At 71.9% G+C, this 15,593-nt stretch carries 15 protein-coding genes; 5 read left to right on the forward strand and 10 right to left on the reverse strand.

Going from position 1 to position 15,593, the window contains the following annotated elements:
* Positions 1-5: 5 nt before the first annotated feature.
* The 7 genes from AB0L65_RS14990 to AB0L65_RS15020 all read right to left on the reverse strand — a co-directional run bounded on the left by AB0L65_RS14990 (position 6) and on the right by AB0L65_RS15020 (position 8,220).
* Positions 6-1,865 (reverse strand): BTAD domain-containing putative transcriptional regulator, encoded by a 1,860-nt coding sequence (locus AB0L65_RS14990; RefSeq protein ID WP_364244953.1) that lies wholly within the window; start codon positions 1,863-1,865, stop codon positions 6-8.
* A 101-nt stretch (positions 1,866-1,966) separates the two neighbouring features.
* Complete coding sequence (locus AB0L65_RS14995; protein ID WP_364244956.1) at positions 1,967-3,187, reverse strand: nucleotide disphospho-sugar-binding domain-containing protein; 1,221 nt, start codon at positions 3,185-3,187, stop codon at positions 1,967-1,969.
* 138 nt (positions 3,188-3,325) lie between these two features.
* Positions 3,326-3,586 (reverse strand): GlsB/YeaQ/YmgE family stress response membrane protein, encoded by a 261-nt coding sequence (locus AB0L65_RS15000; protein WP_364244958.1) that lies wholly within the window; start codon positions 3,584-3,586, stop codon positions 3,326-3,328.
* Between the two features lie 32 nt (positions 3,587-3,618).
* Positions 3,619-4,557 carry a hypothetical protein gene (locus AB0L65_RS15005; RefSeq protein WP_364244961.1) on the reverse strand — a complete coding sequence of 313 codons (939 nt, stop codon included), beginning with the start codon at positions 4,555-4,557 and terminating at the stop codon, positions 3,619-3,621.
* Between the two features lie 79 nt (positions 4,558-4,636).
* Positions 4,637-5,101 (reverse strand): MarR family transcriptional regulator, encoded by a 465-nt coding sequence (locus tag AB0L65_RS15010; RefSeq protein ID WP_364244963.1) that lies wholly within the window; start codon positions 5,099-5,101, stop codon positions 4,637-4,639.
* Positions 5,102-5,183: 82 nt separating this feature from the next.
* Positions 5,184-6,080, reverse strand: coding sequence for a sugar phosphate isomerase/epimerase (locus AB0L65_RS15015; protein WP_364244965.1), 897 nt, complete (start codon positions 6,078-6,080; stop codon positions 5,184-5,186).
* Positions 6,081-6,090: 10 nt separating this feature from the next.
* Positions 6,091-8,220: a PQQ-dependent sugar dehydrogenase gene (locus AB0L65_RS15020; protein WP_364244967.1), complete on the reverse strand. Its 2,130-nt coding sequence runs from the start codon at positions 8,218-8,220 to the stop codon at positions 6,091-6,093.
* 194 nt (positions 8,221-8,414) lie between these two features.
* Here AB0L65_RS15020 and AB0L65_RS15025 point away from each other — a divergent pair, with 194 nt between their 5' ends.
* Positions 8,415-8,882 carry a hypothetical protein gene (locus AB0L65_RS15025; RefSeq protein ID WP_364244970.1) on the forward strand — a complete coding sequence of 156 codons (468 nt, stop codon included), beginning with the start codon at positions 8,415-8,417 and terminating at the stop codon, positions 8,880-8,882.
* A gap of 51 nt (positions 8,883-8,933) precedes the next feature.
* Here AB0L65_RS15025 and AB0L65_RS15030 read toward each other — a convergent pair whose 3' ends face one another.
* Entirely contained in the window at positions 8,934-9,560 is a 627-nt protein-coding gene (locus AB0L65_RS15030; protein ID WP_364244973.1) for a helix-turn-helix domain-containing protein, read from the reverse strand.
* Between the two features lie 62 nt (positions 9,561-9,622).
* Here AB0L65_RS15030 and AB0L65_RS15035 point away from each other — a divergent pair, with 62 nt between their 5' ends.
* From AB0L65_RS15035 to AB0L65_RS15050, 4 genes are all read left to right on the forward strand, one after another.
* A complete protein-coding gene (locus tag AB0L65_RS15035) occupies positions 9,623-10,279 on the forward strand; it encodes a hypothetical protein (RefSeq protein ID WP_364244976.1) in 657 nt (218 codons plus the stop codon).
* 80 nt (positions 10,280-10,359) lie between these two features.
* On the forward strand, positions 10,360-11,628 hold the full coding sequence (locus AB0L65_RS15040) for a deoxyribodipyrimidine photo-lyase (protein WP_364244979.1): 1,269 nt from the start codon (positions 10,360-10,362) through the stop codon (positions 11,626-11,628).
* 186 nt (positions 11,629-11,814) lie between these two features.
* Positions 11,815-12,648 (forward strand): SAM-dependent methyltransferase, encoded by an 834-nt coding sequence (locus tag AB0L65_RS15045; protein ID WP_364244981.1) that lies wholly within the window; start codon positions 11,815-11,817, stop codon positions 12,646-12,648.
* 100 nt (positions 12,649-12,748) lie between these two features.
* Positions 12,749-13,165, forward strand: coding sequence for an ATP-binding protein (locus AB0L65_RS15050; RefSeq protein ID WP_364245783.1), 417 nt, complete (start codon positions 12,749-12,751; stop codon positions 13,163-13,165).
* Positions 13,166-13,347: 182 nt separating this feature from the next.
* Here AB0L65_RS15050 and egtE read toward each other — a convergent pair whose 3' ends face one another.
* Together egtE and egtD are read right to left on the reverse strand one after the other, a co-directional pair.
* A complete protein-coding gene (gene egtE / locus AB0L65_RS15055) occupies positions 13,348-14,604 on the reverse strand; it encodes an ergothioneine biosynthesis PLP-dependent enzyme EgtE (protein ID WP_364244983.1) in 1,257 nt (418 codons plus the stop codon).
* Positions 14,601-15,581 (reverse strand): L-histidine N(alpha)-methyltransferase, encoded by a 981-nt coding sequence (gene egtD / locus AB0L65_RS15060; RefSeq protein ID WP_364244985.1) that lies wholly within the window; start codon positions 15,579-15,581, stop codon positions 14,601-14,603. Before egtD ends, egtE begins: the two co-directional genes overlap by 4 nt.
* Between the last annotated feature and the right edge of the window lie 12 nt (positions 15,582-15,593).

A 15,593-nucleotide genomic window follows, 5' to 3' on the forward strand; every position in this document is an offset into this window, starting at 1 on the left:
ATGCGTCAGCCCATGGGCAGGGCCGCCGGTCGCCGTGAGTGGTGCCTCAGCAGCCGGCTCAGCGCGGCGTCGCACTGTTCGACGCCCTCGCACGCCCACGCCTGCCGCCTCGCGAACGCCTTGACCAGGCCGTGGTACCGGTAGGTCCCGCCGGGCCCGGCCAGCAGCAGGTGTGCGTCGACCAGCGACTCCAGCAGCCGGTGGGCCCGCGGTCGCGGCAGGCCGAGCAGCGCCCCGACCGACTCCGCCGTCAGCTCGCCGTAGTCGGGCAGCGCGGCGAGCCGGAAGGCCGTGGCCTGCTGCGGATCGAGGCGGCTCTGGGCCAGCAGCAAGGGCGCCTCGATCAGCGCGCAGCCGTCGTTCGCGCCCGCGGGCCGGTACAGGTCGTCCTCCAGGCGCATGCGGACCTGCCGCACCGTCCAGTGCGGCCGGGCCTGCAGCAGGTCCGCGGCCACGCGTACGGCCAGTGGCTGGTGCGAGCACAGCTCGACCAGCTCGACCGCGTCCTGCCGGTGCCCGAGGACCCGCCCGTGACCGGCCAGCCGGGCCAGCAGCTCCAGCGCGTCCGCCGGGGGCAGGGCGTCGAGCCCGATCCAGCGGGCGCCGGGCAGGTCGATCAGGTGCCGCCAGGTGGTGACGATCGCGGCACAGCCGGGCGCCGCCGGCAGCAGGTGGCGTACCTGGTCCGCGTCACGGGCGTCGTCCAGCAGGATCAGCACCCGCCGGTCGGCCAGCACGGTTCGCCACAGCGCCGCCCGCTCCTCCAGCCGGTCGGGCAGCCGATCCCCCGGCACGCCGAAGGAGCGCAGGAAGAAGCCCAGGACCTCGGCGGGGTCCGCCGGGCGACCGGCGGACGTCCCGAGATCCGCGTAGAGCTGGCCGTCCGGGAACCGGTCCCGCATCGCGTGCGCCGCCTGGACGGCCAGCGCGGTCTTCCCCACCCCGCCGAGCCCGGTGATCGCCACCACCGGCGTCCACCCGCCGGGACCGAGCGTGTCGTGGACGGCGGCCAGCTCCGCCTCCCTGCCCACGAAGCCGGGTGGCGCGGCGGGCAACTGGGCGGGCGGCCGCTCGGGCGCGACGACCGGGCCCTGCACCGGCGGGGCGAGCCCGGGGTCCGCGCGCAGGATGCGCTGGTGCAGCTCGCGCAGGCCGGTGCCGGGGTCGATGCCGAGCTCCGCCGCGAGCAACCGCCGTACCTCGTCATAGGCGCCCAGCGCCTCCGCCTGCCGGCCCGACCGGTAGAGGGCGACCATCTGCAGCTCGCGCAGCCGCTCGCGCATGGGCTCGGCGGCGACGGCCTCGGCCAGCTCCTCGCTCGCCTCGGCGTGCCGGCCGAGCTCCAGGTCGAGTGACAGCCGCTCCTCCAGCGCGGCGACCCGGCGCTGGACCAGGCGGGTCCGCTCCTGGTCGACGTAGTCGCCGCGGGCCCCGCCCAGAGGCGGGCCCTGCCACAGCCGCAGGGCGCCGCGCAGCAGGCCGGCCGCCTCGGCCGCATTCCCCCGAGCCCGTACGGCCTGCGCCTCCCGAACCTGCCCGAGGAAGGTGTGCCAGTCCACGGACGCCGTGCCGGTGGAGATGACGTAACCGCAACCGGACGACCTGATCACCCGGTCGTCGTCCTCGCCGGATGACACGACGCGGCGCAGCCGGCACACGTAGGTACGTACGACGGCCCGCGCGCTCTCCGGCGGCCGCTCCCCCCACAGCGCGTCCACGATCTCGTCGATCGACGCCGCCTCGCCCTCGCGTAACAGCAGGAAAGCGAGCAGCGCCCGCTGCTGGGGTGCGCCGAGGTCGAGCTCCGCGTCACCGCGCCACCCCCTGACCGGCCCCAGCAGGGCGAACCGCAACCCCGTCTTCATGATCGATCGTTCCTCCCCCCATCGGTAAGACCCCTGATCAGACCGCGGGAAATCGTAGGCCGCCCTTTGTGACCAAGGACTGACCGAAGTGTGACCGCGGCTCACCCTCGACGAGCCGCCACCAGTTCGGCGATCGACTCCAGGGCGTCGAAGCCGGCGATCTCCTCGCGCAGCTCCCGTGCGCGGGCGCGGTAGGACGGCGTCGACAGGACGGTGTTCACGGCCGAACGGAGTGCGGCGTCGTCGGGTCGCGCGGTGGCCAGGTTGACGCCCGTACCGCTCCACTCGACCCGGGCGGCGATCAACGGCTTGTCCTCCGTGACGCCCGCGACGACGAGCGGGACACCGTGCCGCAGGGCGGTGTGCACCCCGCCGTAGCCACCGTTGGTGACCAGGAGGTCGGCATGGGGCAGCAGCAGGTCGAAGGGGATGAAGTCGGCCACCCGGGCGTTGCCGGGAACGGTCTCCATGAGGTTCCGCACGTCCTCGACACCGCCCGGCCGCGCGGTGGCGGCGACCACGAGGACGTCGGAGTCGGCGAGGACACGCAGCGTGGGGACGACCAGCTCCTCCAGGTCCACGTTCGCGAACGTCCCCTGCGTCGTCACCACGACCGGGCGGCCGTCCGACAGTTCCCTCCACCACGACGGCCGCTCGAAGGCCCCGGGAGGCGCCGACGGCAGGGGGCCGACGAAGCGGAAGGAGCTCGGGAGGTCGTCACGGGGGAACTCGAACCCGGGGACGGTCAGCTGCAGGTAGTGGTCGGGGACGGTGATCAGGCTGGTGAGCACGAACTCGGGAAGGCTCACCCCGACCGACTCGAACAGCTTCTCCAGATGCTGCTGCGCGTCCACGTGGATCTCGGGGCCCCAGCCGGTCGCCGGGGGCGGCGGCGAGACGCCCACGCTGACGGTGATCGGACGCGTGTCCGGCCCGGAGGCCAGGGAGAGCGGCAGGGCCCCGAGGAACAGGTTGTCGGTGATCACCGCGGTGGCCGGGATGTCGGCCAGCAGCCGCCGCAGCGCCTCGTACTGGGCCGGAACCGGGTCGCCGAAGATGTGCTTGACGTCGAACCCGAGCTGGACCGGGCCGGGAGGGAGCTGGCCGCGTTCGGGGAACTCCAGGTCCATCCGCCGGTCGTCGTAGTCGGCCTCCTCGGGAAGCGCCGTGAAGTACGCGCCGACCGCCTCCGCACGCTCCTTGAACCTCGTGCCGGTGAGGAAGGTGACCTCGTGACCGCGCCGCACCAGATCGGCGGCGACGGTGAGGAGGGGAGCCACGTGCCCGTTGGCGGGCGTGGCGGCGATAATGATCTCGGGCATGGACATCTCCGCTGTCAGAACGTGAGAAACAAGCGGAGATCGTACGTTCGCCCTTGTGCATAACTAGTGACCAGATTCAACACATGCGAACGGCCGCCGCCGGAGCCCGTTGCTCCGGCGACGGCCGCGTCCGTGGCCTCAGGACCTGCTTTTCTTGCCCAGCATGCTCGTGGCGGCCGCCACGCAGGCGACGGCGAGGACGAGTTGCACGACGATCACCAGCCAGGTCTTCTCGCTGAAGCCGAACAGGTAGGCGATCCCGGTGCCGACCCCGGCGGCGACGATGCCCGCGGCGATGGTGGCGAACCAGCCGATGTCCTGGCGTCCGGGCAGGAGCAGCCGGCCCAGGCCGCCCACGACGGCCCCGCCGAGCACGGCTCCGAGCAGGATGGTGATCATTGTGTTCTCCTTGTGTTCGCGATGGGTCGGAGCTAGTTGCCGCTGTCCTGCTGGGCGAGGTCGCCGCAGGTGAAGCCCTCTCTGCGCTCGGGATCGAGCTGGATCCGGCTGAGGTTGGTGGTCTCCATGGGCCTGCGGAAGGTCTCGAGCTTGTCGCAGTCGTACATGACGTATGTGCCGTCGCTCTCGCCGAGCAGCATCATCCAGCGGCCGTCGTAGAGCGGCTTGTCGTCCTCGGCGCTCTTGACCACCATCCACTGGTCCTGGAAGCCGACCGCGCTCAGCAGCTCGCTGGCCTGGCCGGTCTCCTGGACGTCGATCGCGCCCTCGACGAGGCTCAGGATGAGCAGGAACCCCAGGCCGACGCCGGTCAGGCCGCCGACGATCACCTTCGTACCGGCGCGCCCGACGGGTTTGCGGCGCATGAGCCGGAACGGGATCAGGAAGGCCAGCACGCCCAGCCCCACCGCGACGACGACCATGACGAACAGGTCCAGCGTGCCGAAGATGCGGAAGATGCCCCAGTACGTCGCCCCGCACCACAGCGCCGCCGCCGTGGCGGCGATCCAGGGCCGCTTCCTGATCCCCTGGTAGAGCCTGTTCGCCGCGCCGCCGGTCAGCTTGTCGATCAGCCATGCCAGGCCGGCGATGACGCCGAGCAGCGGGAGGGCGACCAGCAGGAGCAGGACCAGGGTGCTCGTCAGCCGGCCGAGCAGGACCGACTGGTCGACGCCCACCTGCTGCGGGTTGACACCGAAGACGGCGTACATCTGCTCGACGCCGATGTAGAGGACCGCGTAGAGCGCCACCGTGATCGGCACGACGACGGATCCGATGCGTTCGAGCAGCGCCATGACGCCGCCGCCGTCCTCCTGCGCCTGCTCCGGCCCCTGCTCCGGGCCTGTGGCGACGGCGCTCTCCGGAGCTTCGGGAGGGTACCGGTGCTCCGGCGATATCCGATGACTCGACATGGCCCACGACCGTAGGACCCGCCCGCATGCGGAACGTTGACGGCGCGTATACGCGGCGGCGGGGACGGGCCCGGGCCGCCTACTGCGCGCCGCCCGGCTCGATGAGGTGATCGAGGAGGACCTGGCTGATGTCCTCCAGTTGCCGCAGCTGCTCGGGGGTGAGCAGGTCGATCAGGTGCTCGCGCACACTGGCCACGTGGCGGGGAGCCGTGGCCCGCAGCGCGGCCAGGCCGTCGTCGGTCAGGACGGCGAGCCAGCCACGCCGGTCGTCCACGCAGTGCTCCCTGCGCACCCATCCCTTCTCCTCGAGCTTGTTGACCGCGTGGGAGATGCGGCTGGGCTTGGAGTTGGTCCAGTGCGCCAGCTCGCTCATGCGCATGGTCCGCTCAGGCGCCTCGGAGAGCAGGACCAGCAGTTCGTAGTAGGTCGGCGGCATGCCGGCCCCGGCCAGCAGGTCGCGCTCCAGGCGGTCGGTCAGCAGGCGGCTGGCCAGCCCGAAGGCCCGCCAGGCCCGCTGTTCGTCGTCGTTGAGCCATCGCGTCACGAAGGCATCGTACTGAATGGTTTCGCGCTGAACTAAACGCCGAGCCCGGCCCCGCGGGCGGGCTCGGCGGGTCCGAGTGTGGTCAGTATCGGAGCTTGCGCAGGTAGCGGTAGCCGACCTCCGCGGTCTGCCGGGGAGTCACGTCGGGAGTGTCGTTCTCGACGATGTACTCCTTCACCTGGTGCTTGTCGAAGATCCGCCGGAAGTCGATGGTCCCGGTGCCGAGGTCGGCCATGTCGCCGTCCAGGTGCCGGTCCTTGACGTGGAACTGCAGCACGCGCTGCGGCGCCCTGCGGATGACGTCGAGAGCGAAGCGCACCGGGTCGGCGGCGCCGCGTCCGACGCCGCCGGTGACCGCCCAGTAGATGTCGATCTCCAGGTGGACCAGGCGGGGGTCGAGCTCGGAGGTGAGCACGTCCCAGGGGGTCTTCCCGCCTCCGAGGTCGGTCGTGAACTCGTGGGCGTGGTTGTGGTAGCCGTAGCGCAGACCCGCCGCGCGGGCGGCCTGCGCCTCGACGTTCATGCGCTCGGCCCACGCCTTCCACTCGTCCAGGCTGGTCGAGTTCAGGTAGGGGACGACCATGAAGGACTGGCCGAGGGTCAGCGCGTTGTCGATCTTCGTGTCCAGGGCGGCCTGGTCGGCGGTGAGGCCGTCGTGGCTGGAGCTGGCCCGGATGCCGAGCCCGTCGAGGAACGTACGGAGCTGCTTGGCCGTGCGGCCGAAGTAGCCGAGCGCGACCTCGATCTTCGGGTAGCCGGTCTCGGCCAGGTAGGCGAGGGTGGCGTCGTAGTTCTTGGCGAGGTCGTCGCGTACCGTCCAGAGCTGGATGCTGATCTGGTCCCGGGGGATGCGGTTCCTGCCCGGGTGGTGCGCGGTGGCCGCGGCGGCGGCCGGGGAGGCGGCGGCGACGGCGGCCGCCCCGAGTCCGAGGCCCGCGGCGAGCAGGGAGCGCCTGCTCGGACCGTATCCGTAGCACATGGGGGGTCTCCTAACGTGTGGGCTGGAGGATGACCTCGTCGCTGCCGGTCAGCGAGGGCAGGTCCGCGCCGCCGGGGTCGGTGTAGGTCGCGACGAAGACGCCGGTGAGGTGGTCGTTTTCCGGATCGTGCCCGCTCGGCACGGTGGTCTGGATGGAGCCCGTGCAGCCGCGGGCCGTGGTCTGCGGGTGGCCGTGCTCGTCATGGCCGAGGATGTAGTCCACGGTCACGTTGGCGCAGTTCACCGGCTGGTCGTCGGTGACCCGCACCTCGAACTCGACGGCGTCGCCGAACCTGAACGTCTGCCCGTCGGCGGGCCGGACCAGCTCGACGACCGGCGCGGCGTTGCCGACCACGATCCGCACCGACGTCGCCGCCGACCTGCCGGCCTCGTCGCTGACGCGCAGCGTGGCGTTGTAGAGGCCGTTCTGCCGGTACGTGTACGACGCCTGCGGGCTGCGGGAGTCGACCCGACCGTCGGCGTCGAAGTCCCAGGCGTAGCGGATCCGGTCCCCGTCGGCGTCGGTCGTGCCGGCGCTGGTGAAGTTGACGGTGAGCGGCGCGTGGCCGGCGGTCACCGACGCGGCGGCGGCCGGGACGGGAGTGTGGTTGCCGGTGTTGCCGATGTAGTCGAAGCGTGAGAGCTGGGCGTCGGGGTTCTCCTGGAAGTAGCCGTCGCCGTACTCCAGCACGTAGAGCGCTCCGTCGGGGCCGAACTCCATGTCCATCGGGTTGTCGAACACGAGCGACGGCAGCACGTCCTCGATCCGCCCGTCACGGTGGAACGCCTTGACGTAGTCGCGGGTCCACTCGTAGAAGAGCGGGACGCCGTCGTAGTACCTGGGCCAGGCCACGGTGGTGCGGCCCTGCGCGGCGCGCGGGTCGTAGGCGTACGCGGGCCCGGCCATCGGGCCGATGCCGCCCGTGCCCAGCTGCGGGAACTCCTGCGACGGCCCGTACGAGTACCACACGTCCGGCTGGACCACCGGCGGCAGCCGGCGCAGGCCGGTGTTGTGCGGCGACTCGTTGACGGGCGCGGCGCAGGCGAACGCGTTGCCGGACGCGCCGGTCGCGAAGTCGTAGTCGACGTACGGGAGCCGCGCCGTCGCGCAGTACGGCCAGCCGTAGTTGCCCGCCTTGCGGATCTTCGTCCACTTGCCGTTCCCCGCCGGACCCCGCTTGGGGTCAGCCTCCCCCGCGTCGGGCGAGTAGTCGGCGACGTAGAGGTCACCGTTGGACCGGTTGACCTCGATGCGGAACGGGTTGCGCAGGCCCATCGCGTAGATCTCCGGCCGGGTGCCCGCGGTCCCCGGCGGGAAGAGGTTGCCGCGCGGGATCGAGTAGGAGCCGTCCGGGCGGACCTTGACGCGCAGGATCTTGCCGCGCAGGTCGTTGGTGTTGCCAGCGCTGCGCTGGGCGTCGAACGCCGGGTTCCGGTCCGCCCGCTCGTCGAGCGGGGTGTAGCCGCCGGAGGAGAACGGGTTCGTGTCGTCGCCGGTCGACAGGTAGAGGTTGCCGGCGGCGTCGAAGACGATGTCCCCGCCGACGTGGCAGCAGATGCCGCGGTCCACGGGCACGTCGAGGACGCGCTGCTCGGTACGCAGGTCGATGGTGGAGCCGGTGAAGCGGAACCGGGACAGCCGGATCAGCCCCTTGAAGGGCGCGAAGTCCGCGGCCGTGCCGGTGACCGGGGCGTCGCCCTCGTTGACGTCCGGCGTCGCGGGGTCGTCGATCGGGGTGTCGAGAGGTGGCGAGTAGTAGAGGTAGACCCAGTCGTCCTTCTTGGAGCCGGTGCCGAAGCCGGGGCCGAGGGCGATGCTCTGCAGCCCCTCCTCGTCGTGCCGGTAGACGTCGAGCCGGGCGGCCAGCGTGTTGAGGCCGGTCTTCGGGTCGTTCAACCAGACCTCGCCGCGCCGGGTGGTGTGCAGCACCCTCGAATCCGGTAACACCGCCAGGTCCATCGGCTCGCCGGGATTGTCGTTGAGCGTCACCTTCTGGAAGTCACTGTCGGGAGGCGGGGCCAGGGCGCTCGCGGCGCTCTCAGCGCTCCCGGCGCTCCCGGCGCTCCCGGAGGCGTGGGCGGCGGCGGGCAGGAGGATCGCCGCCGCAGACACGGCCGCGATCACGGTTCTCACTCGCATTGCCTCTCCCTTCGGTCTACTCGGGGGGATAAGAGAGGGCAAATCACCGTGAATGTAACCCGAGTTACGCCGATAGAGGAGGGGGTAATCGCGGATGATCGAGCATCTTTCGCCTTCTGATCGGACTAAGTGGCCCCCATCGGTTCCAAGCTGAGCTGCAGTGTTCTCCAAGTCGGCTTGATCACACTTGGCCGGTGGAATTCCGAGTTCTGGGGCCCTTGGAGGTCCGTGCCGGCGACGGGCGGGCCGTCGCGCTGGGCGGTGCACGCCCGCGGGCGGTGCTGGCGCGGCTGCTGGTCGCGCGGGGAACGGTGGTCTCCTCCGACGCCCTGATCGACGACCTGTACGCCGGAGCGCCGCCGCCCAGCGCCCTGCCCACGCTGCACTCGTACGTGTCGAACCTGCGCCGCACCCATGAATGCCGCGCCGTCTACACCACCTTGCTCCCCTACAGCGGCCGCATCTCCGCCCTGTCGGCGGTCCTGTGCCTGGGCCCCGTCGACTGGTACCTCGCCCTGCTCGCCGCCGCCACCGGCCGCCACGGCACCGCCGCCACCCACCTCACCGCCCTCGAACAGCAGGCCGACGCCGCCGGCCTGCACTGGTGGCGCGACTGCGCCGCCGCCACCCGCGAGCCCTTTCACGTGGCCACCAGTGGATGACAGGCGCCGCCTGGTCCACCGGCAGGCCGATCACGAGAAGGCCGCCTTCGGTCAGCTCAGCAGCTCGCGGACCAGCGCCTCGCTCCACCAGCGCTCGACCCGCTCGGGTGACCAGCCGCGCTCGGCGGTGAGCGTGGCGTAGACGTCGATGCTGCACATGCCCGCATAGACGTCCACGGCCGCCGGCACGTCCAGGCCCGGGCGGAGCGCGCCGGCGGGCCAGGAGGAGAACACCGCCGTGCGGGTCTCGTCGGCCCGCCTGCGGCCGTCGCGGTAGACCGTCGCCAGCTCGGGCTCGACGCGGCCGGCCTCGCGCAGCAGGGTGATGACGTCACCGGCGCGCTCGTACAGGCGCCGGTCGACGCCGGCCATCGCGGCCAGTTGCCGCGCGGGATCCGTCCCGGGGGCCTCCAGCTCCGCGAGCTGCTGGGACGGGTCGGCCGACAGGTCGGCGGCGTCGGCCAGTGCCCGGGTCAGGCCGGTCTTGTTGCCGTACACCGAGTAGATCGTCGGCACGGAGACCCCCGCCTCGCGGGCCACGTCACGAACGGTCGTCGCCGCCCAGCCGCGCTCGACGAAGAGCCGGCGCGCGGCTCGGGCGATCTCGGCCCGCGTCTCCAGCGCCTGCGTCGTACGGCGCAGCGAGTCGTAACGGCGCGGCCCCACCTCTGCCTCCATGACTTGCACCCTAAGGCTTTACGCTACTTATATTGAATATAACTAGCGAAAGGAACCAGCGGATGCGCTTCTCCTGGATCGGCGGCATCGCCGCCATCGGCTTCGCCACCTCGATCGTGACCGCCAACCTGATCATGGCCCCGGCCGGCCTGCCGCTCACGGGCGCCGGGCTCGACGAGGTCAACGCGTTCTTCGGCGCGAACGGCCACGTCGTCGGCCTCGGATCCGCGTTCGGCCCCGTCGCCTGGGTGCTGGCCACCGTGTTCGGCGCGGGCGCGGTCTCCGCGCTGTGGACGTCCGAACGGGAGCGGGGCGAGGCGTGGTCCCTGGTCGGCTTCGCCGGCCTCATCCTGCAGAACGTCACCTTCGCCGGGATCATGGCCGCCCGCCTCGCACTGGCCAGAACGGCTCCGGCCGACCCCGCCGCGACCCCGGGCCTGTGGGCGTGGCACGACGCGGTGTTCACGCTCAACGGCACGTTCCTGGCCATCGCGCTCGTCGGCCTGTCGGTGGCGGGCCTGCGCGCGAAGCTGCTGCGCCCCTGGGAGGGCACGCTGGGGTTCGCGGCGGCGCTGCTCCAGTTCACCTCGGCCTGCCTGGCCTTCCTGGTCATGAAGGCGGAGGGCCCGCTCGGGCTCATCGGCCTCGCGGGCTGGCTGATCTGGGTGGTCTGGCTGGTGATGTACGGCATCCGCCTGATCCGCCTGCGCGCGGCGTAGCGGCCCACCTGGAGCTCCTGGCAGGGTCCCCCCGGCGCTCCCGCGAGCCCGGCGAACGGCGTCCGGCTCACACTGTCCCCATGGCCACGGCGATCGTGCTGTTCAACAGGGACCTGCGCGTCCACGACCACCCCGCCCTCGTCGCCGCCTGCGAGCGGGCCGAGCGGGTGGTGCCGCTGTTCGTGCTGGACCCGGCCGTACCGGAGGGGAACCGGCACGGTTTCCTCCTGGAGTGCCTGGCCGAGCTGCGGACCGCGCTCCGCGCCCGCGACGGCGACCTGGTCGTACGGCAGGGCGACGTCGTCCACGAGACGATGAAGCTGGCCGCCGAGGTGGACGCCACGACGATCTGCGCCGGCGCGGACGTCAGCTCGCTCGCCAGGCGGCGCGAGGAGCGCTTCGTCCGGGAGCGGATCGAGTACCTGCGTTTCCCCGGCGTCACCGTCGTGCCGCCGGACGCGCTGCGACCCTCGGGCGGCGGCGACCACTACCGGGTCTTCACCCCCTACTGGCGCGCGTGGACCCGCCACCCCCGCCGCCCGGTCCTGCCGCCGCCGCGCACGGTGCGGACGCCCTCGGGCCTGGCCGCCGGGCGGCTGCCCCGGCCCCAGCCGCCCGGGCCGATGCCCGGCGGCGAGCCGGCGGCCCGCGAGCGCGCCGACCGCTGGCTGCGCCAGGGGCTGGACGGCTACGCCGACGGGCACGACGACCTGGCGGGCGACCGCACCTCGCGGCTCAGCCCGTACCTCCGCTTCGGCTGCCTGTCGCCGCTGGAGCTGGCCTGCCGCGCCGAGCGCAGCGAGGCCTTCGTCCGCCAGCTCTGCTGGCGGGACTTTCACCATCAGGTGACGTACGCGTTCCCGCGCATCGGCCGCGAGAACTACCGCCACCCCGAACGGCGCTGGCGGCACGACCAGGACGCGCTGCAGGCGTGGCAGGCCGGGATGACCGGGCTGCCCATCGTGGACGCCGGGATGCGGCAGCTGCTCGCCGAGGGCTGGATGCACAATCGGGCCCGCTTGATCACGGCCGCATATCTGGTCAGGCATCTCGGCCTCGACTGGCGCGACGGCGTACGGCACTTCTTCGAGCACTTGCTCGACGGCGATGTGGCCGACAATTCGGGCAACTGGCAATGGGTCGCGGGCACGGGGAACGACACCCGTCCCAATCGCACCTTCAATCCCCTACGTCAGGCCAAGCGCTACGACCCCGAGGGCCACTATGTGCAGCGCTATGTGCCCGAACTCGCCGCCGTGGCAACCCCGTACGTCCACGAGCCCTGGCGACTTTCTGCGCCGCCCGCCGGGTACCCTGCGCGGCTTGACAGTGCCGCTGACCAGGGATGACTCGCGGACGATCTATTACGCCGGCCGCGTCACGAAGAATCTGGTCACAAACATTTCCCGAAATAACCGGTCTATCGTATTGTCATTGACTGGAATTGTTGGAACATATGGTCAGAGTCATCGAGTGAAGTCCAAAGATCGCTTACCGCAAAAAGGTCAGCGGCGAGGGGAAAGGGGACAACGCTCATGCACCGACGTGCTGTCCGAAACCTGGCCAGGCTCGACACGACGCAAGCCAGAATCACTCGGATATTCGACGCTGCCGCAGGTGGGAAGGACAACTTCCTGGCGGACAAAGACGTGGTGCGCCATTTTGATCAAGTTACACCTGCCCTCACGACCGCGGCCCGCGCCGTTCTACAATTCCTGTCCCGGGTGGTGGCCCACCTGGCGGCCGAAGGCGTGGACCAGTTCATGATCGTGGGCAGTGGCGTCCCCAGCGGCCTCTCGGCCGGGAACCGGTTACACGACGTAGCCCGCCGCGCCTCGCCGGGGTCCGCCGTACGCGTCGTGTACGTCGAGAACAACCCGATGGTGGTGGCCACGGCCCAGGCCACCATCGAGCCCTTCACCGACCTGGTCCGCGTGGTGGACGGCGACGTGCGGGAGATCGACGAGATGCTCCAGGACCACGTGATCCAGACGTTCATCGACTGGGAGCGGCCCCTGGCCGTGCTCCTGCTGTCGTCGCACAGCCTCGACGACGACGAGTACGCCCACTACGTCGTCAAGCGGCTCCAGCACGCGGCGCCCAAGGGCAGCTTCCTCGGCCTGCTGCACACCACGTTCGACGCCGTCCCGCCGGAGTTGCTGCCCGCCATCCGCGACATGGTCGCCATGACGCTGCCCCGCCTCGCGATCCGCTCGCGGGAGGAGGTCGCGGCCCTGCTCGACGGCCTCGACCTGATGGAGCCCGGGCTGGTGTGGGTGCCGGAGTGGCACCCCGGCGGGCGTGACCTCGCCTGCGCCGACGAGCCGAGCGCGTCGGGCAACTACGGCGCCGTCGCCCACATCCCCTGACGCGTCTTTCCGAGCCCGGAATCGTAACGAAATCGCATTCGCATAAGTGAAGGCGAGAGCTTATCGTGGAGTTGGGAGCGCTCCCAATCTGAGAGACGTGATGCGTATGTCCCCCCGCCCCAGCTCCTTGTCCGCCGCTCCGACTCGCGCGGTCGCGTACCTGCTGCCGTCGGTGCCGGCCGGTGTCTGCGAGGCGCGCTCCCTGGTCCGGACCGAACTGACCGGCTGGGGCCTGGAAAGGCTGATCGACGACTGCGTGCTCATCGTCAGCGAACTGGTGACCAACGCCGTCCGGTACGGCGGGTCGGCGTACGCGTTACGCCTGGAGGATCGTGCGGACCGGTTGTACGGGGAGGTCTTCGATCCGGGCGACGGCGAGCCCCGCCCGTGCTCGCCCGACGCGGACGCGCTCTCGGGGCGGGGGCTGCAGATCGTCTCGGCGATCGCCGACGACTGGGGAGTGACCGCGGCGGACGGCGGCAAGGTCGTCTGGTTCTCGGTCCTGAGCGCCATCTGACCGGGGGGCGAGCCGCCGTCTGACCGGCGTGACGGGCCGCCCTCAGACCGGCGCGGCGGGCGCGGTTTCAGCGGGCGCGGTTTCAGCGGGTGCGGTTTCAGCGGGTGCGGTTTCAGCGGGTGCGGTTTCAGCGGGTGCGGCGGGCGGGGTGTCAGCGGGTCGTGGCGTCAGCGGGCGCGGTGTCAGCGGGCGAGGACGCGGGCCAGGGCGTGCAGGGTCTCCACGGGTGTGCCGGGTGGCGGGGAGACGCGGAGCACGGGTTCGCGCAGGTCCAGCGGCGCGCGGGCGGTCGGTACGACGTTGACCAGCAGCGACGCCTCGGCGGCCCGGACGGCGGCGCTCTGCGCGCTGTCTCCCGGCGGCGGCCGGAGCGTGACCAGGGCGGACGGCTCGTCGAGCGGCTCGACCACGCGCCACCCGCCGGCCCCGTCGAGCACGCCGCGCGCCGTACGGCCGAGGTCGGCCAGGTGCGCCTGGACCGCGAACGGCCCGAGCTCGTGATACTCCAGCACGGCCGCCCCGAGCCCGGCCCGCGCCGCGACCGCCGCCTCCGAGCTCTCGAACCGCACCACCCCGGGCAACGGCACCGGGCCGCCACACTCGGGCGGCTGGCTATCAGAACTCCACGAGTAGCCACCCAGGGTGGGAACCGCGGCGTCCATGGCCGGCGTGAGCCCGGGGACGATCAGGAAGCCGACGCCGCGCGGCCCGGCCAGCCACTTGCGCGACGTCCCCACGTACGCGGTCGCACCCGCCCCGCGTACCTCGACATGCCCGAGTGACTGGCAGACATCGAGCACGAACGGCACCCCCGCCCCACGGCACAGCGCCCCGATCTCCTCGGCGGGCTGCACGACGCCGCGATGGGAGGCCACGTGGGAGACGATCACCAGGTCGAGCCCGGCCGCCAGCAGGGCCCGCAGCCCTTCGAGGTCGAGACGGGCGTCGCCGTCCACCGGCAGCTCGACCGGCTGCCAGCCGCGCTGGGCGGCCAGGCGGTGCAGCAGCATCAGCGTGCCGCCGTACTCGGTGCGCGCGTGGCCGACGCGGCTGCCCGGCGGGAGCCGCCACCCGCCCAGGAGGGCCGCCATCGCCGCCGTCCCGCTCTCCAGGAACGCCACGTCCGCCGGACCGCCCCCGACCAACCCGGCCAGGGCCGATCTGGCCGGGGTGAGGTCGGGGACGGCCGCGTAGCCGCCGCGTTCCCGTTCCAGCCGCAGGTGCGCCACGACCGCGTCGAGCACCCGGTCGCTGGGCACGTTGCAGCCGGCCGCGTCGAGATGCCCGGGCGGCACGACGCTGCGCGCCGCCCGCCACAGCTCACCGGCCCGCGCCGCCCACCCGGCCCGATCGGCCCGCGCGTCCGGCCCGACTCCGGCGGCCGACGCGTCCGGCCCGGCCCCGGCGGGCGGCGCCACCTGCCCCGTTCCGGGGATCATGCCTCCGCCAGGATCAGGGTGAAGTCGCCGTCCGGGTCGGTGTAACCGCGGCGGACGAGGAAGCCCGCCCCGGCCAGCTCGGCCCGCAGCCCTTCCGGCCGGAACTTGGCGCTGATCTCGGTACGCATCTCCTCCCCCGCGGCGAAGTCCACCTCCAGCCCGAGCTCCGCGACCCGCACCCGCAGGTCCCGGACGGCCCGCAGCCGCATCTCGATCCATTCGTGCCGCTCGTCGTAGAGCGCCACATGCTCGAACGCCTCCGGCTCGAAGTCGGCCCGCAGCTCCCGGTTGATCACGTGGAGCACGTTGCGGTTGAAGGCGGCCGTCACTCCGGCCGCGTCGTCGTAGGCGGCCACCAGCCGCTCGGTGTCCTTCACCAGATCGGCCCCGAGCAGGAACGTGTCCCCCCGCCGGAGCGTGGCCCGCACCTCCTTCAGGAACACCCGGCGGGCGACGGGTTCGAGGTTGCCTATCGTGCCGCCGAGGAAGGCCACCATCCGCCGCCCGGTACGCGGCAGCAGCCCCAGGTGGTGCTCGAAGTCGGCGCACACCGCCCGCACGTCGAGCCCGGGGAAGCGCCCGGCGACCCGGCGGGACGCGGCTTCGAGCGTGACGGCGTCCACGTCCACCGGCGTGTACGCGCGCAGCGTGCCCGCCGCGGAGAGCGCCTCCAGCAGCAGCTCCGTCTTCTCGCTGGTGCCCGACCCCAGCTCGACCAGCGTGTCCGCGCGGGAGGCGGCGACCAGGTCCGCGGCCCGGGACCGCAGGATCGCCAGCTCGCGCCGGGTCGGGTAGTACTCGGGCAGCCGGGTGATGCGGGAGAACAGCTCACTGCCCGCGGTGTCGTAGAACCACTTGGGCGGCAACCACTTCGGCGAGGACGTCAGACCCATCCTGACGTCACGTTCGAGGGCCTGCCGCAGGTAGTCACGGTCGAGATGGTTGATCACATGCACGGACGACTGGCTGACGGCCATGAGGCCTCCTAT

Source organism: Nonomuraea sp. NPDC052116, from assembly GCF_040680035.1.
Taxonomy (GTDB): domain Bacteria; phylum Actinomycetota; class Actinomycetes; order Streptosporangiales; family Streptosporangiaceae; genus Nonomuraea; species Nonomuraea angiospora_A.